The following is a 14,745-nucleotide window of genomic DNA, read 5'->3' as shown; positions in this document are numbered from 1 at the left end:
TCTCGTGCTTGTTGTTACGCGTACCAAGAATTATGGCTTAACGACCAGGTCGTTCTTGACGCTTTTCACGCCGTCGATAGCCTTGGCGATGCTCTCTGCGCGTTCAGCCTGCGCCTGGGTTTTCACTTCGCCGGAAAGCTGCACCACACCGTCGGTGGTTTCTACTTTCACGTTGCGCGAAGGCACGATGTCATCGGCCAGCAGTTTGGCTTTCAGTTCGCTGGTGGTTGCGGTGTCACCGGCGTAAGCCTTCACCGATTGTTTGGCTTCGTCTTTCACGTGCAGCTTGTCGCTGACGGATTTCACGCCTTCCACCTTACCGGCCACCTCGACCGCGTGCTCGGCCTGCGCCTGGCTGCCGACAAAACCGCTCAGAGTCACGGTGCCTTTTTCCGTTTTCACCGAGATGTCGGTGCTTTTGATAGTTTTATCGTCGACCAGCGCACTTTTAACTTTAGCCGTTGTTGCGCTGTCATCCATGTAACCGTCAACTTTTTTCATGGAGCTATCGATTTTGGCACCCGCGCTATCAGCGGCACTTGACGCTTTATTGAGCAGCGTATCTTCAGCCAGCGCGCTGCCACTAACCAGTACGGAACCCAAAACAACAGCCATCAGTGATTGTGCAAATTTGGTATTTTTCATCGATCTCTTCCTTTGGTTACGGATCCAAATGATTGCGGATCCTTCAGCCGCCATGATGCGGCCCACTCAGTAAATACTTCACGATTTCTATACGATCAAACGTTCACGCTAAAACGATTGCTGTCACACAAGGATGATTGCAACACCTGTGCCAACCTTAAAATAACATTAAAAATCAATAAGAAATAAAAACAAGCTCATTATTTAACCCAAAAACCGTCGCCGATCAGCGACAATGGTAACGAGCAAAAACAACACTTTAGCTATCTTATTGATCTTTAACAGAACGACCTGTCTCCAATTAGCAACACTACCGAATAACTCTCTACCTATAAAGTAAAAAGCAGTGAATTACGCTTAATGGATACGCCCTCCCCTGTTAAATATAGACTATAGGGAGGAAAACGCAGGGAATACCGGTGAAATCCTGGCGGCAGCGGGGTAAAGGAACTGATGAGGGAGATTTATTAATTAGCAGAATGTGGTGCGGCAACATAACAACGGGGCACCCTAAGGTGCCCCGTTGTGCTATCAGTGTTCGCGCGTCTTGCGGAACACCACTTCCGGATAACGCTCCTGCGTCAAGTTCAGATTCACCATGGTCGGCGCGATGTACGACAAATTGTCGCCACCGTCCAACGCCAGGTTAAGCTCGCTCTTGCGCTTGAACTCTTCGAATTTTTTCACGTCGCTGCACTCAACCCAACGGGCGGTCGAGACGTTGACCGACTCATACAAGGCTTCCACGTTGTATTCGCTTTTCAGGCGTGCAACCACCACGTCGAACTGCAACACACCCACTGCACCGACGATAAGATCGTTGTTGGCAATCGGCCGGAACACCTGCACTGCCCCTTCTTCGGACAGCTGAACCAGGCCTTTCAGCAGCTGTTTCTGTTTCAGCGGATCGCGCAGACGGATGCGGCGGAACAGCTCCGGCGCAAAGTTCGGGATACCGGTGAACTTCATGTTTTCACCTTGGGTGAAGGTATCGCCGATCTGAATGGTGCCGTGGTTGTGCAGGCCGATAATATCGCCAGGATAGGCTTCTTCCACGTGCGAACGGTCGCCCGCCATGAAGGTCAGCGCATCGGAGATCACCACGTCTTTGCCGGTACGTACCTGGCGCAGCTTCATGCCTTTCTCATAACGGCCGGAAACCACACGCATAAAGGCTACGCGGTCGCGGTGTTTCGGATCCATATTGGCCTGGATCTTGAACACGAAGCCGGTGAATTTATCTTCCGCAGCCACCACTTCGCGGGTGTCGGTGTTGCGCGGCATCGGCGCAGGCGCCCACGTCACCAAACCGTCCAGCATATGGTCCACGCCGAAGTTGCCCAGTGCGGTACCGAAGAACACCGGGGTCAAGTCGCCGCTCAGGAAAGCTTCGCGATCGAACTCGTGGGAAGCGCCTTGCACCAGCTCCAGCTCTTCACGCAACTGCGCGGCCAGATCCTCGCCCACCGCGACGTCCAGTTCCGGGTTGTTCAGGCCCTTGACGATACGCACTTCCTGAATGGTGTGGCCTTTGCCGGTCTGGTAAAGGTAGGTTTCATCCTTGTACAGATGATAAACCCCTTTGAACAGCTTGCCGCAGCCGATAGGCCAGGTGATTGGCGAGCAGGCGATTTTCAGCTCACGCTCAACCTCGTCCATCACTTCCATAGGATCGCGAATATCGCGGTCCAACTTGTTCATAAAGGTCAGGATCGGCGTGTCGCGCAGACGGGTAACTTCCATCAACTTACGGGTACGATCCTCAACGCCTTTCGCGGCGTCAATCACCATCAGACAGCAGTCAACGGCGGTCAGGGTACGGTAGGTATCTTCGGAGAAGTCCTCGTGCCCAGGGGTATCCAACAGGTTAATCAAACACTCGCGGTACGGGAACTGCATCACCGAGGTGGTGATCGAGATACCACGCTGCTTTTCCATCTCCATCCAGTCGGATTTCGCGTGCTGGTTCGAGCCGCGGCCTTTTACCGTACCGGCGGTCTGGATAGCCTGTCCGAACAGCAATACCTTTTCGGTAATGGTGGTTTTACCGGCATCGGGGTGCGAGATGATGGCGAAAGTTCTTCTTTTCGAGACTTCGCGGGCAAATTCACTAGGAGACATGTTTTTCAGATTCTACGGTTAGTCCGCCCTGCGACATCATCAGAACGCGCCGCGCACGGCGCCAGGCAAAGCGGTAAATAAAAGATAATAGCCGGGCATTTTCGCTGATTTGTCAACCGGTGACAATCAATGCTTTTTCCGGCGGGAAAGATAGGCTAGGTACACCCGCTATGCCAGCGGCAGCGCCATGACTATCGCATCTTCACGCCCGTTGGCGCTTGGGTAGTAATTGCGACGGAGGGTCACTTCGTTAAAGCCGAGATCTTCGTACAGCGCAATGGCCGCACGGTTAGAGGCGCGCACCTCCAGCCACAGCGTGACCACGCCGCGGGCTTCCAACTGCGCAATCAGCGCTTCCAGCAGAAAACGGCCGAAACCGCGACGCTGCCAATCCGGATGAATCGCGATATTGAACAACGTCGCTTCATCAAGCACGATCTGGGTAATGGCGAAGCCCGCCATCTGCCCTTCGGCGTCCAGTTTCAGGTTAAGGTAACGATCGCCCTGATTGCCGGCAAAGGTGGCTTGCGTCCAGGGAAAGGCGTGGCTGGCCTGCTCAATCTTGAAGGCTGTGGCCAGATCGGCCGCCGTCAGGGTAGAAATACTGTTCATGATGACAAATCTGCTGCCAGAGTGCGCGTTTGGCACTCGCGTCGAGGGAAAGCTCGGCCAGCGCCGGGCTGTGTAGTTGTGCGCCGGCCACCGCGAGCGGCTCCGCCACGCCCAGCCGCCAGCTGTTGCATTCGGTATCCTCAGGCAGCATCGCTACCTGGTCCGGCGTCAGGCCATAGGTTTGCGCCGGGGTCAGTCCCAGGCTGCGCAACACGTCGCAAAACAGCGGATCGTTATGCTCGGGCAGCGGCTGCGCCACCACCAGCAAACGCACGTCGGGCGGCAGGCTGACCGCTACTTCGCCCTGCAACACGCCCGGGCGGCGCAATGTCCACTGCGTAATACCCAGTTGTTGTAACAGCCAGTCGCGTTTTGATGCCATGCCGATTCCTGTCAGGAGCTACCCGTTGTGGTGCGCCATGCCTGCCATGCGCCGCGCTATGCTAACAAACCCGCGCGGCCTGCGCCAACAAACCCGTCGAACATATCGCCACAAAGCTCTATAATCCCCAGCTTAATTTCCAGGAGCAAAAAACCGATGTCTGCATTAACCCCCGCCAGTGAAGTCATGCTGCGCCACAGTGATGAGTTTATTGAACGCCGCGTACTGTTCGCCGGTGACCTGCAGGACAGCCTGCCGGCCCAATTCGAAGCCGCGGATGTACGTGTCCATACCCAGCAATACCATCACTGGCAGTTACTGAACCGGGCGATGGGCGACAACGTGCAGTTCGGCCTGACCGTAGACGCCGCGTTCGTCGCCGAATGCGATACGCTGATCTACTACTGGCCGAAGAGCAAACAGGAAGCGCAGTTCCAGCTGTGCAACATTCTGGCGTTGCTGCCGGTGGGCGCAGAAGTCTTCGTGGTCGGTGAGAACCGTAGCGGCGTGCGCAGTGCGGAACAGATAATTGAAGACTACGCCACCTTGGTGAAAATCGACAGCGCCCGTCGCTGTGGCCTGTATCACGGCCGCCTGGATACTCAAACCGAATTTGATCTGGAAGACTGGTGGGAAAGCTACTCGTTGCACGATCTGGAAGTGAAAACCTTGCCGGGCGTGTTCAGCCGCGATGGGCTAGACGTAGGCAGCTCGCTGCTGCTGTCGACCCTGGAAAAACACATGAAGGGCAAAGTGTTGGATCTGGGCTGTGGCGCCGGCGTGATGGCTTCGGTGCTGTCGAAACTGTCGCCTAAGGTGAAACTGACGCTCAGCGACGTCAACGCCGCCGCCGTGGAGTCCAGCCGCGCTACGCTGGCCGCCAACGGTATCGAAGGCGAAGTGATCGTCAGTAACGTCTATTCCGACATTACCGGTCGTTTCGACATGATCATCTCCAACCCGCCGTTCCACGATGGCCTGCAAACCAGCCTGACCGCAGCCGAAACCCTGATCCGCGGTGCGTTAAAACACCTGCCGATAGGCGGTCGTCTGCGCATCGTGGCCAACGCCTTCCTGCCGTACCCGGACATTCTGGACGCCACCTTCGGCAGCCACGAAGTGCTGGCGCAGAACGGCCGCTTCAAGGTATATCAAGCCACCGTCGCCCGCGCGCCGCGTGAGGCGAAGAAAAAGAAGTAACGGCTAGCCGCTGAATATCATGGCCAAGAGCGCAGCGTGGAAACGCTGCGCTTTTTTTAGCCGTTGATATAGGTCATCGACTCGGCGCCATAGCGCGGGCCCGCCGCCGCCTGGAACGGGAACACCGCCTCAATCGCCGCCAGTTCGGCCTCGCTCAGCGTTAGCTCGGCCGCCGCGATATTCTCCTCCAGATAACGACGACGCTTGGTGCCCGGGATCGGCACTATGTGTTCACCCTGCGCCAACACCCAGGCCAGCGCCAGCTGTGACGGCGCGACACCTTTGCTTTTCGCCAGTTCAGCGACCTTCTCCACCAGCGCCAGATTGCGGGCAAAGTTTTCTCCTTGGAAGCGCGGGTTGCTGCGGCGGAAATCGTCGGCGTCCAGATCTTCCGGCCGCCGGATCGCCCCGGTCAGGAAACCGCGGCCCAGCGGGCTATAAGGCACAAAGCCGATGCCCAGCCGCGAGCAGGCCGCCAACGTTCCCTGTTCGGCATCGCGCGTCCACAGCGAATATTCGGTTTGCAATGCGGTAATCGGGTGCACCTTGTGCGCACGCTCCAGCGTGGCGACCGAAGCCTCGCTCAGCCCGATATAACGAATTTTACCTTCGCTAATCAGGTCCGCCATGGTGCCCACCACCTCTTCAATCGGCACCTCGGGATCCACGCGGTGCTGGTAGTAAAGATCGATCACGTCCACCCCAAGGCGCTGCAGGCTGCCCTCCACCGAGCGGCGAATATATTCCGGCCGGCTGCTGACGCCCCGGGCGGCGGGATCGGTCGGATCGCGCAGAATGCCGAACTTGGTGGCCAAAAAGACCTGATCCCGTTTGCCCTTGATCGCTTTGCCAATCAGTTGCTCATTGGTATGCGGCCCGTACATATCGGCGGTATCCAGCAGGGTTACCCCCAGCTCCAGTGCCCGATGCAAAGTGGCAATGGCTTCTTTTTCATCGGAATCGGTCGAATAAAAGTCACTCATGCCCATGCATCCCAAACCCAGAGCGGAAACGGCCGGCCCGTTAAATCCTAATGTGCGCTGTTGCATTGTGTTGCCCTCTTGCTGTTTTTTTAAACCGGAGTGGTGTCGCAACAAAGTCTGGTTGTTTACCCTATAAAGATAAATAATGCAGATTACTCATCACTGTTCAAAAATCGCCAACAATCACGGACGGTAAAATGGATCAGGTTCAGGCCATGCGTATTTTCACTCGGATCGTCGAGCTGGGCAGCTTCAGCCGGGCGGCCGAGCGTTTGCAACTGCCCCGCGCCACGGTCAGCAACGTGCTGAAACGGCTGGAGCAACGTCTCGGCGTACGGTTGCTGATCCGCACCACCCGTCAGGTGCAGGTGACCAGCGAAGGCACGCTCTATTATCAGCGTTGCGTACAGCTGTTGGGCGCGCTGGAAGAAGCGGATACGTTGTTCAGCCGCCATAAGCTGCAGCCTTCCGGCAAGGTGCGTATCGATATGCCGCATTCGCTGGCGCGTGAAATCGTTATCCCGGCGCTGGATGATTTTTATCGGCGCTATCCGGACATTACGCTGGCGTTAGGCGCCAACGACACCCACGTGGATCTGCTGCGCGAAGGCGTGGACTGCGTGCTGCGCGCCTGGGAAACCGAGGACGACAGCCTGGTGGCGCGACGCATCGCCATGCTGCCGCAGTTGACCTGCGCCTCTCCCGGTTATCTGGCGGAGTTCGGCGTTCCGCAGTCCATTGACGACCTGCAGCAACACCGCGCGGTGGGGTATTTTTCCCTCGCCAACAACCGCGATTACCCGCTGGAATTTTGCCGCAACGGGAAACTGGAACTGCGCGAGCTGCCCGCCAGGCTGAGCGTCAGCGGTGCCGATGCTTACACCAGCGGCTGCCGCGCCGGCATCGGGCTGATACAGGCGGCGCGCTATTCACTGGCACCGTGGCTGGAAAACGGGGAATTGGTGGAAGTGCTCGCGGAAACGCCACCGCCGCCGATGCCGATTTACATCATGTATCCGCCCGGCCGATTCCTTGCGCCACGGGTCAGAGTATTGATTGACTGGCTGATTGGGCTGTTTGAAAACCCTAAAAGCAGCGATATGGCTGTTTTTCCAGCAAACGCCCGCAAACAGGGGAAATAACTATTGACGTACCCGCCAAAATCTCTAGAATTCGCCTCCGTGGTAACGTTACTCCGGTAATGTTTCTGGAATGCGAAGGTGGCGGAATTGGTAGACGCGCTAGCTTCAGGTGTTAGTGTCCTTACGGACGTGAGGGTTCAAGTCCCTCTCTTCGCACCAAATAACCACATGATTTATATTGCACGCAGCATCGATGCGAAGGTGGCGGAATTGGTAGACGCGCTAGCTTCAGGTGTTAGTGTTCTTACGGACGTGAGGGTTCAAGTCCCTCTCTTCGCACCAAGCTGGCGACGTAATATAAATCAAAAAGCAACAACATCGACTGTGCGAAGGTGGCGGAATTGGTAGACGCGCTAGCTTCAGGTGTTAGTGTCCTTACGGACGTGAGGGTTCAAGTCCCTCTCTTCGCACCAATTGATGAGTTTCCTCCGGTTGTTCCTCTGAAGTCCCCCAAAAAATACCAAAGACTCTCCGCTCAAGCGGTTTTTTGCGTTTTTAACTGAAGCTGAAATTCAGGCTGACCGCCGCCAATCCACCGGCCAGCGCCATGCACGAAGGCAGCAGCAAATAATGACGCCAGCGGCTGTTAAACAACATGACCAACGTCGCTAACATGGCGATCACGATGAGCGTGCGCAGTTGCATCATATCCAGGTCGATCAACGCCAGTAACGGCATTAAGGCACAGGGCAGCAAAACGCCCCAGGCGCTGGCCAGGCGGTTGCCAAGGCACCAGCTAACACCCCACAATCCACATGCGGTAATCATGGCTGCAATCATGATAACCCTACCCTTTAAGTGATAATGATAACCAATATCATATAACACTTTTTTTCACTGCGCATCATTTTCGCCGCAGCGGCCAAACGCGGATGACAGAATGGTGAAAAAATGATAGTTTGCCATAAGAAAATTCTTAGTCGCAATAGCGTGCTAATAATCACAATTAAAAACCATTTAGTACGGGTGTTTAATTTGCACTGCAAGAATTTTTCTAACCTTAATTTTTCGACAGATCGATATTGTAAAGAGTGAACTCCGTATGAACGCGCGTTCTTATCAGGAACTGCTGACCAGCAAGCACCGCTTATCATTGTTTTTATTTTTGTTGATGAATGCGGCCTCTTCTTTATTTACAATATTGGTCCCATTTCAGGATAAACCTGCATTTACCCTGCCTTTATTAGCCATACCGCTATTTTGTCTGGCTGCATTGTTATTTACCCTGCATTCCATGCGGCAATTCGTCAAAAAACTTAATCTTTTTGCCTGCGTTATTGGCCTGCTGTGGGCGGCACATATTTACATTAAAAGTCAGTACTTTGCGCCTAATAATCAAAGCTTTTTATTAATTAGTCTGTTCAGTATGTTCTTTATCAGCGCCATTGCCTTAACCGATAACTTTATCGCTTTTTGTCTGCATGCCGTCCCTTCCGCGCTGGTCATTCTATTACTGGACGGTATGCACAATACCGTACGGATAGTATTCACCACGGTACTACCCATTATCGCTTTCTCAATCCATCACCTCATGCTCAAGCGCAGCGAAGCCTTTACCCAAACGTTGGTGGCTAATCTGTATAACGAACGAGACAGATTCAGTAATTTAAGCATGATCGATCCGTTAACCGGCCTTTATAATCGGCGTGGTCTGGAAAACAAGATCAATATGTTGCCGGAATCCCAATCGGGCCGCCATTTCGTTCTGCTGCTCGATATCGATCACTTCAAGGCCTATAACGATAACTATGGGCACACCATGGGCGATCAAGCGCTGGTACAAGTGGCTATTGCCATCCGCGACTCGGTACGTTCGCGCGATATTGTGGTGCGCTACGGCGGGGAAGAGTTTCTGGTGCTGCTGACCAACGTCAAAGAAGATTACGCCGCGCAACTGGCTGAAAGGGTGCGCCAGCGCGTGCAAGAATTGAAAATTCCCCACCGCTTTAACCAGTTAGAGGTGACTACCGTCACGCTCAGCGCCGGCATCGCCATGCTGGACAAGCTTGACGTGGCCTCGGCGATCCGCGCGGCCGATGCGGCGCTGTATCTGGCTAAAAACAACGGCCGCAACAATATTCAACTGGCAGATAACGTACAGGTTGCGGCAACCTTGTAACCCGCTAATAATCCCCGCGTTATGATTTGCGGGGAGTAAGCGATCAACCTCAGGCGCTCGTCGCCGAGGCCGGCAAAGGTTTCAACCCGTTCAGCAACAGTTCCACGCCATCCAACGCCTGCGCCAGCGCCTGGGTTGCATCAGGGCGATTGGCAATCCAAAAGGCCGCGTCCATCAAACCGCCATTAATCAAATGTGCCAACACTTCGGGCGAGGTCGGCGCGATATGTTTTTCTTCCATCAACGTTTTCAGCATCAGGGTCATCGAAGCGACGCATTGCTGTTTGCCGGCCTGCAAATGCTCCGCACCAAGCACTGAAGGCGAATCGCGCAGCAAAATACGCTGCACTTCCGGCTCCATCGTCATTTCAAGATAGGCCCGGCAGCGCCCTTTGAATGCGCTCCAGCTATCCGGCGCATGGGCGGAAATATCGGCCAGGCGCGCATCCATTTCTGCATCAATTTCCTGCGCTACGGCAAGAAACAACCCTTTTTTATCGCCAAAGTGGTGGTACAGCGCGCCGCGCGTCATGCCGGCCTGCGCCGTGAGCTCATCCATCACCGTATCGGCATACCCGACGCTGCCAAATTGCCGACGCGCGGTCGCAACCAGCTTTTTGCGCGTTTCTTCAATCATTTCCGTTCGTGCTTTACGTGCCATTTTGACGCTCCGGGCTTAGGGGTGATGACGTTATAATTGACATACGAGGCGTATGTCAATTAGGTTTACATACGCCTCGTATGTCAATGAGGGCGAATATACCCATCACTACTCTGGAGTTTTTATGGCCAACCCTTACCTCGAGCTTTTCAGCGCGCCGGGCAGCAAAGCATTTTCCCTTGCCGGGCTTATCGCACGCATGCCCATCTCCATGCTCGGGATCGGCATTATCACCATGCTCGCCCAATTGCGGGGGTCTTATTGGCTGGCGGGTGCCGTGGCGGCGACCTTTGCGTTTTCAATGGCGCTGCTGGCGCCGCAGATCTCACGCGCGGTTGATCGCCTGGGGCAGCGCCGCGTGCTGCCTTGCGTCACCGCCGTCAGCGTAGCCGGCATGCTGTCATTGCTGCTTTGTACGCATTATCAGGCACCCGATTGGACCCTGTTCGTCTTCGCGGCGGTGTCCGGTTGCATGCCCAGCATGCCGGCGATGGTCAGAGCCCGCTGGACCGAACTCTTGCGGGGAACACCGCGCTTGCACACCGCCTTTTCGTTTGAGTCCGTGCTCGACGAAGTCTGCTTTATTATCGGTCCCCCCCTTTCAGTAGGCCTCAGCGTAGCGGTCTTTCCAGAGGCGGGGCCATTGGCCGCCGCCATTTTGCTGACGATGGGCGTCACGGCCTTTGTCTGGCAAAAACGCTCGGAACCGCCGGTGTATCCTGACGACGGCGCGGATCGCGGTTCCGTCATCAAGCAGGTGCCGATGCAGATACTGGTGCTGGCGTTAGTCGCGTTGGGCACCATTGTCGGCACTGTCGACGTCATCAGCGTCGCCTTTGCCGAGCAGCTTGGACAGCCCGCCGCAGCCAGCCTGGTTCTGTCGGTGTACGCCATAGGTTCTTGCCTGGCCGGGTTGGTTTTCGGCGCCATGAAAATCGCGGTTCCCCTGCCCCGCCTGTTTTTATACGCCGCTCTGGCCACGGCGATAACCGCGTTGCCCTTGCTGCTGGTTGAGGATATTTTCACGCTGGCGGCCACGGTGTTTGTCGCGGGTTTGTTCTTTGCGCCGACCATGATCATTGCGATGGGGTTGGTTGAAAATATCGTTCCGCCCTCCCGGTTAACGGAGGGGTTAACCTGGATGATCACCGGGCTGGGGATTGGCGTAGCCCTCGGCGCCGCTCTGGCGGGATGGGTTGTCGATGAAGCCGGCGTAAAAACCGGCTTCATCATCACGCTTTCTGCCGGCCTGGTGGTATTGCTGGTCGCCGCCGGCGGTTACCGATTAATGCAAAAATCCGTGCATGCAGCCTGACGGGAAATTACCCTCCGTGCGCGTTAGGCCGGTTCCCAAATGGCCTTGCCGCCCCATCGGCTTTCTATCGCTCCCACGAATCGTTTCACTTTGGGCGACAGATAGCGCCGGGTGGGATAAACGGCGCATATGGGCGCTTCAGCCCGGCAATATCGCTCCAGTACCGGCACAAGCGTGCCGGCCGAGAGTTGTTCGCCAACCAGAAAAGCGCCGAGTTGGCACAGACCAGCACCCGCGAGCGCCGAGTCCCGCAATGCTTCGGTGTTGTTGAAACGCATTCTTCCGCCGACCGGTTCGTCACGATGTTGTCCATTCACCTGATAGCGCCAGGGAACCGGCATACCCTGGTGCGAGAACACCAACCGATGGTGATCAACCAGATCGTCCGGCGTCTGAGGCACGCCATGGTTATCCAAATAGCGCGGTGAAGCACAGGTTATCAGCCGGTGCGGCGCGAGGACTTTGCGCACCAGCCGGCTGTCATCGTTACCGCCAATGCGGATAGCCAAATCGATCCCTTCGCGCACCAGATCGCTGTAGTCATCGGAGAACGTCACCTCTACATCCACTTCCGGCCATTGGACCAGAAAATCCCTCAAAATGGGTAAAATATGCAAACGACCGAGGGCGACGGGAAGATCGATACGCAAGCGTCCTCTGGGCGTTTGATGCCGCTGATTTATCGCCGTTTCCGCTTCGTCGACCTCCGCCAGAATCCGCAGCGCATGTTCATAAAACACCAGACCTTCTTCGGTCAGGCTCACGCTGCGCGTCGTCCGGTGCAGAAGCCGGGTGGCCAACCGCTCTTCCAACCGATTCACGCTTTTCCCCGCCGACGAGCGGGATATGCCGAGTCTCTCGGCCGCCAGAGTAAAACTACGCGCATCAGCGACCCGCACAAACACCAGCAGATCGGACAGGTTATCAAGCGGCATCGCCATTAAATTAGCCACGTTTCTTCCCCAATGTTGCTCATTAAGGCCAGTTTATCACCCGTTAGTGCGCGTATACACTGTGTTCGTCCCCCTATGCCCGCTATCAAACCCAGCAAACGAGGAAACTTAATGAGCACATCTCACCAGGCCGCCGGGCAACCGGCAAGCGCCCCAGGGCCCTGGCTGGCGGTATTTTCAATCGGGCTGGCCACATTTTCCGTCGTCACCACCGAAATGTTACCCGTCGGCCTGTTGAATCCCATTGCGGACACGCTAAACGCCACTGTGGGTCAGGCGGGCCTGATGATTTCATTGCCGGCACTACTGGCCGCCTTTTTTGCTCCGCTGGTTGTTCTCGCCTTCGGGGGGATTGACCGCAGGACGATCCTCCGCTGGCTTCTTGTGTTACTGATCGCGGCTAATATTGCTTCAGCCACGGCAGCCAGCATGAACGGGCTGTTGACCGCCCGCGTCGTCGTCGGTTTCTGCATGGGTGGAATTTGGGCCATTGCCGGGGGCATTGCGGGGCGGCTGGTACCGCAAGCTTCCATAGGTCTGGCAATATCGATAATTTTTGGCGGCGTCGCGGCCGCTTCGGTATTAGGCGTGCCCTTAGGGGCGTTTATAGGTGATGCATTCGGCTGGCGTACCGCCTTTCTGGCGATGGCCCTTTTAGCTCTGCTGGCGCTAATCTTGCTCATCAAATCGTTCCCATCGCTGCCTGCGGAACGCGCTGTCACCTTAGGGCTATTCGCCGAACAACTGGCAAACCCAAAGCTTCTTGCCGGGCTCCTGGTGACAGTCCTGTTGGTCGCCGGACATTTCATGGCTTTCACCTTTATTCGACCGCTGCTGCAGACGGTATCCCATTTTGACGACAACTGGATTGGCCCGCTGCTGTTCGCCTACGGTCTCGCTGGCATTGCCGGGAATTTTCTCGCCGGCAGCGCGGCGGCAAAACACCTTCGCCCGACGCTGGCGCTGATCGCCCTCGGGCTAACTGCCGCCGTCATCCTGTTTTCCTGGTGGGGAGCAACCGCCGTAAGCGGCGGTCTTATTACCCTGCTGTGGGGGCTTGCCTATGGCGGGGTTTCCGTATCGCTGATGACCTGGATGATGATCGCAGCACCCCGGTCAATCGAGGTCGCCACGTCTCTCTATATCGCCACCTTTAATATCGGTATTTCTCTCGGCGCCGTAACAGGAGGGCAACTTGTCGATCAATATGGTCTGGTAACCAACGCCCTGATGGCCGGCGCCACCACAGGTCTGGCATGGGTGGTTATCGCGCGGGTAAAAATCAGGGCTGAACCTACACCCTGATGGCAACCAGCGGCCCGCCGCTGCCTGAGCCGACGGGCCGTAGATTTAGCGGCGGCGCTGTTGCATGCCGTAGACAAACACCACGGCAAAGCACAGCAACGGCAGCAGGTACGACAACGCGGTGCTGTATCTGTCCGCCAGCGCCCCCATAAAGTAAGGCATGATGGCGCCGCCGACGATCGCCATGATCATAAAGGAACTGGCGCGCTTGGTGTGTTTACCCATATTTTTCACCCCCAGGGCGAAAATGGTCGGGAACATGATCGACATAAAGAAGAACACGCCAATCAGCGCCACCACCGAGATCCCGTCGATACTGAGCATCACCACGCCGCACAGCAGAATATTGATCAGCGAGTAAAGCATCAGCAATGTGGCAGGTTTCACTCTGCCCATCAGCCAGGTGCTGAAGAAGCGCCCGATCATAAAACAAATCATGGCGATAGAGAGCAGGTAGGAAGCGCTCTGATTGGAAACGTCGCTCCAGTGTTCGGTGGCGTAGTTAATAAAGAACGCCCCCACGCCGACCTGCGCCGCCACGTAGAAGAACTGGGTTATCACCCCGCCGACAAAGTGCTTGTGTTGCCACAACCCTTGCGCGATTTCACCCTGCTCCGGCCGCTCTTCCTCACGGATATCCGGCAGCCGGGTGCGGCTGAACAGCAAGGCAATCAGCAGCACCAGCACGGCGATCGCCACATAAGTCACCTTCACCGCGCTCTGGTCACCGCCGCTTGCCCCCTGGGTTGCGGAGAAAAACAGCGTACCGCCGATCATCGGCCCGATGAACTGCCCCAGGCCGTTAAAAGACTGGGCGAGGTTGAGCCGCCGTTCCGCGCCTTGCGTATCGCCCAGCACCGTAGCGTAAGGATTGGCCGCGGTTTCCAGGCAACCCAGGCCGCAGGCAATGACAAACAGCGCAAGCAGGAAGGCGCCGAAGCTGTTGGCGGAGGCCGCCGGCACAAACAACAGTGCCCCCAGCGCATACAGGCACAGCCCTACCAGAATGCCGGCCTTGTAACCTTTCTTATCCATAAAATAGCCGGCGGGCAACGCCACCAGGAAATAAGCGCCGAAATACGCCGCCTGCAATAACCCCGACTGCGCCTTGGTCACGTGCAGGGTTTCCTGAAAGTGTTTATTCAATACGTCCAACAGGCCATATGACAGCCCCCACATAAAGAACAGGCTGGTGACCAGGATAAAGGCCCAGCGTAAATTGGAAGTCGCCTTGACGCCCAGCTGTGGCGGGGCCGCACTTTTTTCAGCAAGCATTGATATATCCTCGGGTAGGGTAATGAGATGTT

Annotated in this window: 14 protein-coding genes and 3 tRNA genes; 8 read left to right on the top strand and 9 right to left on the bottom strand. The window is 56.2% G+C overall.

The genetic code is table 11. The features are described from left to right. Positions 1-30: 30 nt before the first annotated feature. The 4 genes from osmY to V2S86_RS16995 all read right to left on the bottom strand — a co-directional run bounded on the left by osmY (position 31) and on the right by V2S86_RS16995 (position 3,760). On the bottom strand, positions 31-645 hold the full coding sequence (osmY, locus tag V2S86_RS17010; protein ID WP_004949915.1) for a molecular chaperone OsmY: 615 nt from the start codon (positions 643-645) through the stop codon (positions 31-33). 531 nt (positions 646-1,176) lie between these two features. Beyond that, complete coding sequence (gene prfC, locus V2S86_RS17005; RefSeq protein WP_330763414.1) at positions 1,177-2,766, bottom strand: peptide chain release factor 3; 1,590 nt, start codon at positions 2,764-2,766, stop codon at positions 1,177-1,179. 168 nt (positions 2,767-2,934) lie between these two features. Continuing rightward, on the bottom strand, positions 2,935-3,378 hold the full coding sequence (gene rimI / locus V2S86_RS17000) for a ribosomal protein S18-alanine N-acetyltransferase (protein ID WP_013811417.1): 444 nt from the start codon (positions 3,376-3,378) through the stop codon (positions 2,935-2,937). Beyond that, positions 3,323-3,760, bottom strand: coding sequence for a DNA polymerase III subunit psi (locus tag V2S86_RS16995; protein ID WP_330763413.1), 438 nt, complete (start codon positions 3,758-3,760; stop codon positions 3,323-3,325). The genes rimI and V2S86_RS16995 overlap by 56 nt, the downstream gene beginning before the upstream one ends. Before the next feature lie 156 nt (positions 3,761-3,916). On the opposite strand from V2S86_RS16995, the gene rsmC reads away from it, so the two are divergent. Next, positions 3,917-4,960, top strand: a complete 1,044-nt coding sequence (gene rsmC / locus V2S86_RS16990; RefSeq protein ID WP_330763412.1) for a 16S rRNA (guanine(1207)-N(2))-methyltransferase RsmC — start codon at positions 3,917-3,919, stop codon at positions 4,958-4,960. Between the two features lie 56 nt (positions 4,961-5,016). On the opposite strand, the gene V2S86_RS16985 is transcribed toward rsmC, so the two are convergent. Next, positions 5,017-6,009 (bottom strand): aldo/keto reductase, encoded by a 993-nt coding sequence (locus V2S86_RS16985; RefSeq protein ID WP_330763411.1) that lies wholly within the window; start codon positions 6,007-6,009, stop codon positions 5,017-5,019. 131 nt (positions 6,010-6,140) lie between these two features. Here V2S86_RS16985 and V2S86_RS16980 point away from each other — a divergent pair, with 131 nt between their 5' ends. From V2S86_RS16980 to V2S86_RS16965, 4 genes are all read left to right on the top strand, one after another. Next, on the top strand, positions 6,141-7,085 hold the full coding sequence (locus V2S86_RS16980) for a LysR family transcriptional regulator (RefSeq protein WP_330763410.1): 945 nt from the start codon (positions 6,141-6,143) through the stop codon (positions 7,083-7,085). Positions 7,086-7,157: 72 nt separating this feature from the next. Continuing rightward, positions 7,158-7,244: transfer RNA gene (locus V2S86_RS16975), tRNA-Leu, on the top strand. A 36-nt stretch (positions 7,245-7,280) separates the two neighbouring features. Then, positions 7,281-7,367 (top strand) — tRNA-Leu (locus V2S86_RS16970). A 44-nt stretch (positions 7,368-7,411) separates the two neighbouring features. Then, a tRNA-Leu gene (locus V2S86_RS16965) sits at positions 7,412-7,498 on the top strand. Positions 7,499-7,580: 82 nt separating this feature from the next. Here the strand turns inward: V2S86_RS16965 and V2S86_RS16960 are convergent. After that, the gene (locus V2S86_RS16960; RefSeq protein ID WP_330763409.1) at positions 7,581-7,865 is read right to left on the bottom strand and encodes a DUF1435 domain-containing protein; all 285 of its coding nucleotides are present in this window, start codon (positions 7,863-7,865) and stop codon (positions 7,581-7,583) included. A 262-nt stretch (positions 7,866-8,127) separates the two neighbouring features. Between V2S86_RS16960 and V2S86_RS16955 the strand changes: the two genes are divergently transcribed. Next, the gene (locus tag V2S86_RS16955; RefSeq protein WP_330763408.1) at positions 8,128-9,204 is read left to right on the top strand and encodes a diguanylate cyclase; all 1,077 of its coding nucleotides are present in this window, start codon (positions 8,128-8,130) and stop codon (positions 9,202-9,204) included. Between the two features lie 49 nt (positions 9,205-9,253). Here the strand turns inward: V2S86_RS16955 and V2S86_RS16950 are convergent, their stop codons facing one another. Beyond that, on the bottom strand, positions 9,254-9,865 hold the full coding sequence (locus V2S86_RS16950) for a TetR/AcrR family transcriptional regulator (RefSeq protein ID WP_330763407.1): 612 nt from the start codon (positions 9,863-9,865) through the stop codon (positions 9,254-9,256). Between the two features lie 124 nt (positions 9,866-9,989). On the opposite strand from V2S86_RS16950, the gene V2S86_RS16945 reads away from it, so the two are divergent. Beyond that, positions 9,990-11,180: an MFS transporter gene (locus V2S86_RS16945; protein ID WP_330763406.1), complete on the top strand. Its 1,191-nt coding sequence runs from the start codon at positions 9,990-9,992 to the stop codon at positions 11,178-11,180. A 23-nt stretch (positions 11,181-11,203) separates the two neighbouring features. On the opposite strand, the gene V2S86_RS16940 is transcribed toward V2S86_RS16945, so the two are convergent. Then, the gene (locus V2S86_RS16940) at positions 11,204-12,121 is read right to left on the bottom strand and encodes a LysR family transcriptional regulator (protein WP_330763561.1); all 918 of its coding nucleotides are present in this window, start codon (positions 12,119-12,121) and stop codon (positions 11,204-11,206) included. 123 nt (positions 12,122-12,244) lie between these two features. Here V2S86_RS16940 and V2S86_RS16935 point away from each other — a divergent pair, with 123 nt between their 5' ends. After that, positions 12,245-13,438, top strand: coding sequence for an MFS transporter (locus V2S86_RS16935; RefSeq protein WP_330763405.1), 1,194 nt, complete (start codon positions 12,245-12,247; stop codon positions 13,436-13,438). A gap of 45 nt (positions 13,439-13,483) precedes the next feature. Here V2S86_RS16935 and fucP read toward each other — a convergent pair whose 3' ends face one another. Next, positions 13,484-14,713 carry an L-fucose:H+ symporter permease gene (gene fucP / locus V2S86_RS16930; protein WP_330763404.1) on the bottom strand — a complete coding sequence of 410 codons (1,230 nt, stop codon included), beginning with the start codon at positions 14,711-14,713 and terminating at the stop codon, positions 13,484-13,486. Positions 14,714-14,745 lie beyond the last annotated feature (32 nt).

The organism is Serratia sp. C2(1) (assembly GCF_036352655.1).
GTDB classification, from domain to species: domain Bacteria; phylum Pseudomonadota; class Gammaproteobacteria; order Enterobacterales; family Enterobacteriaceae; genus Serratia; species Serratia inhibens.
The sequence above is the reverse complement of the archived record's forward strand: the minus strand, read 5'-3'. Positions and strand labels throughout refer to the sequence as shown.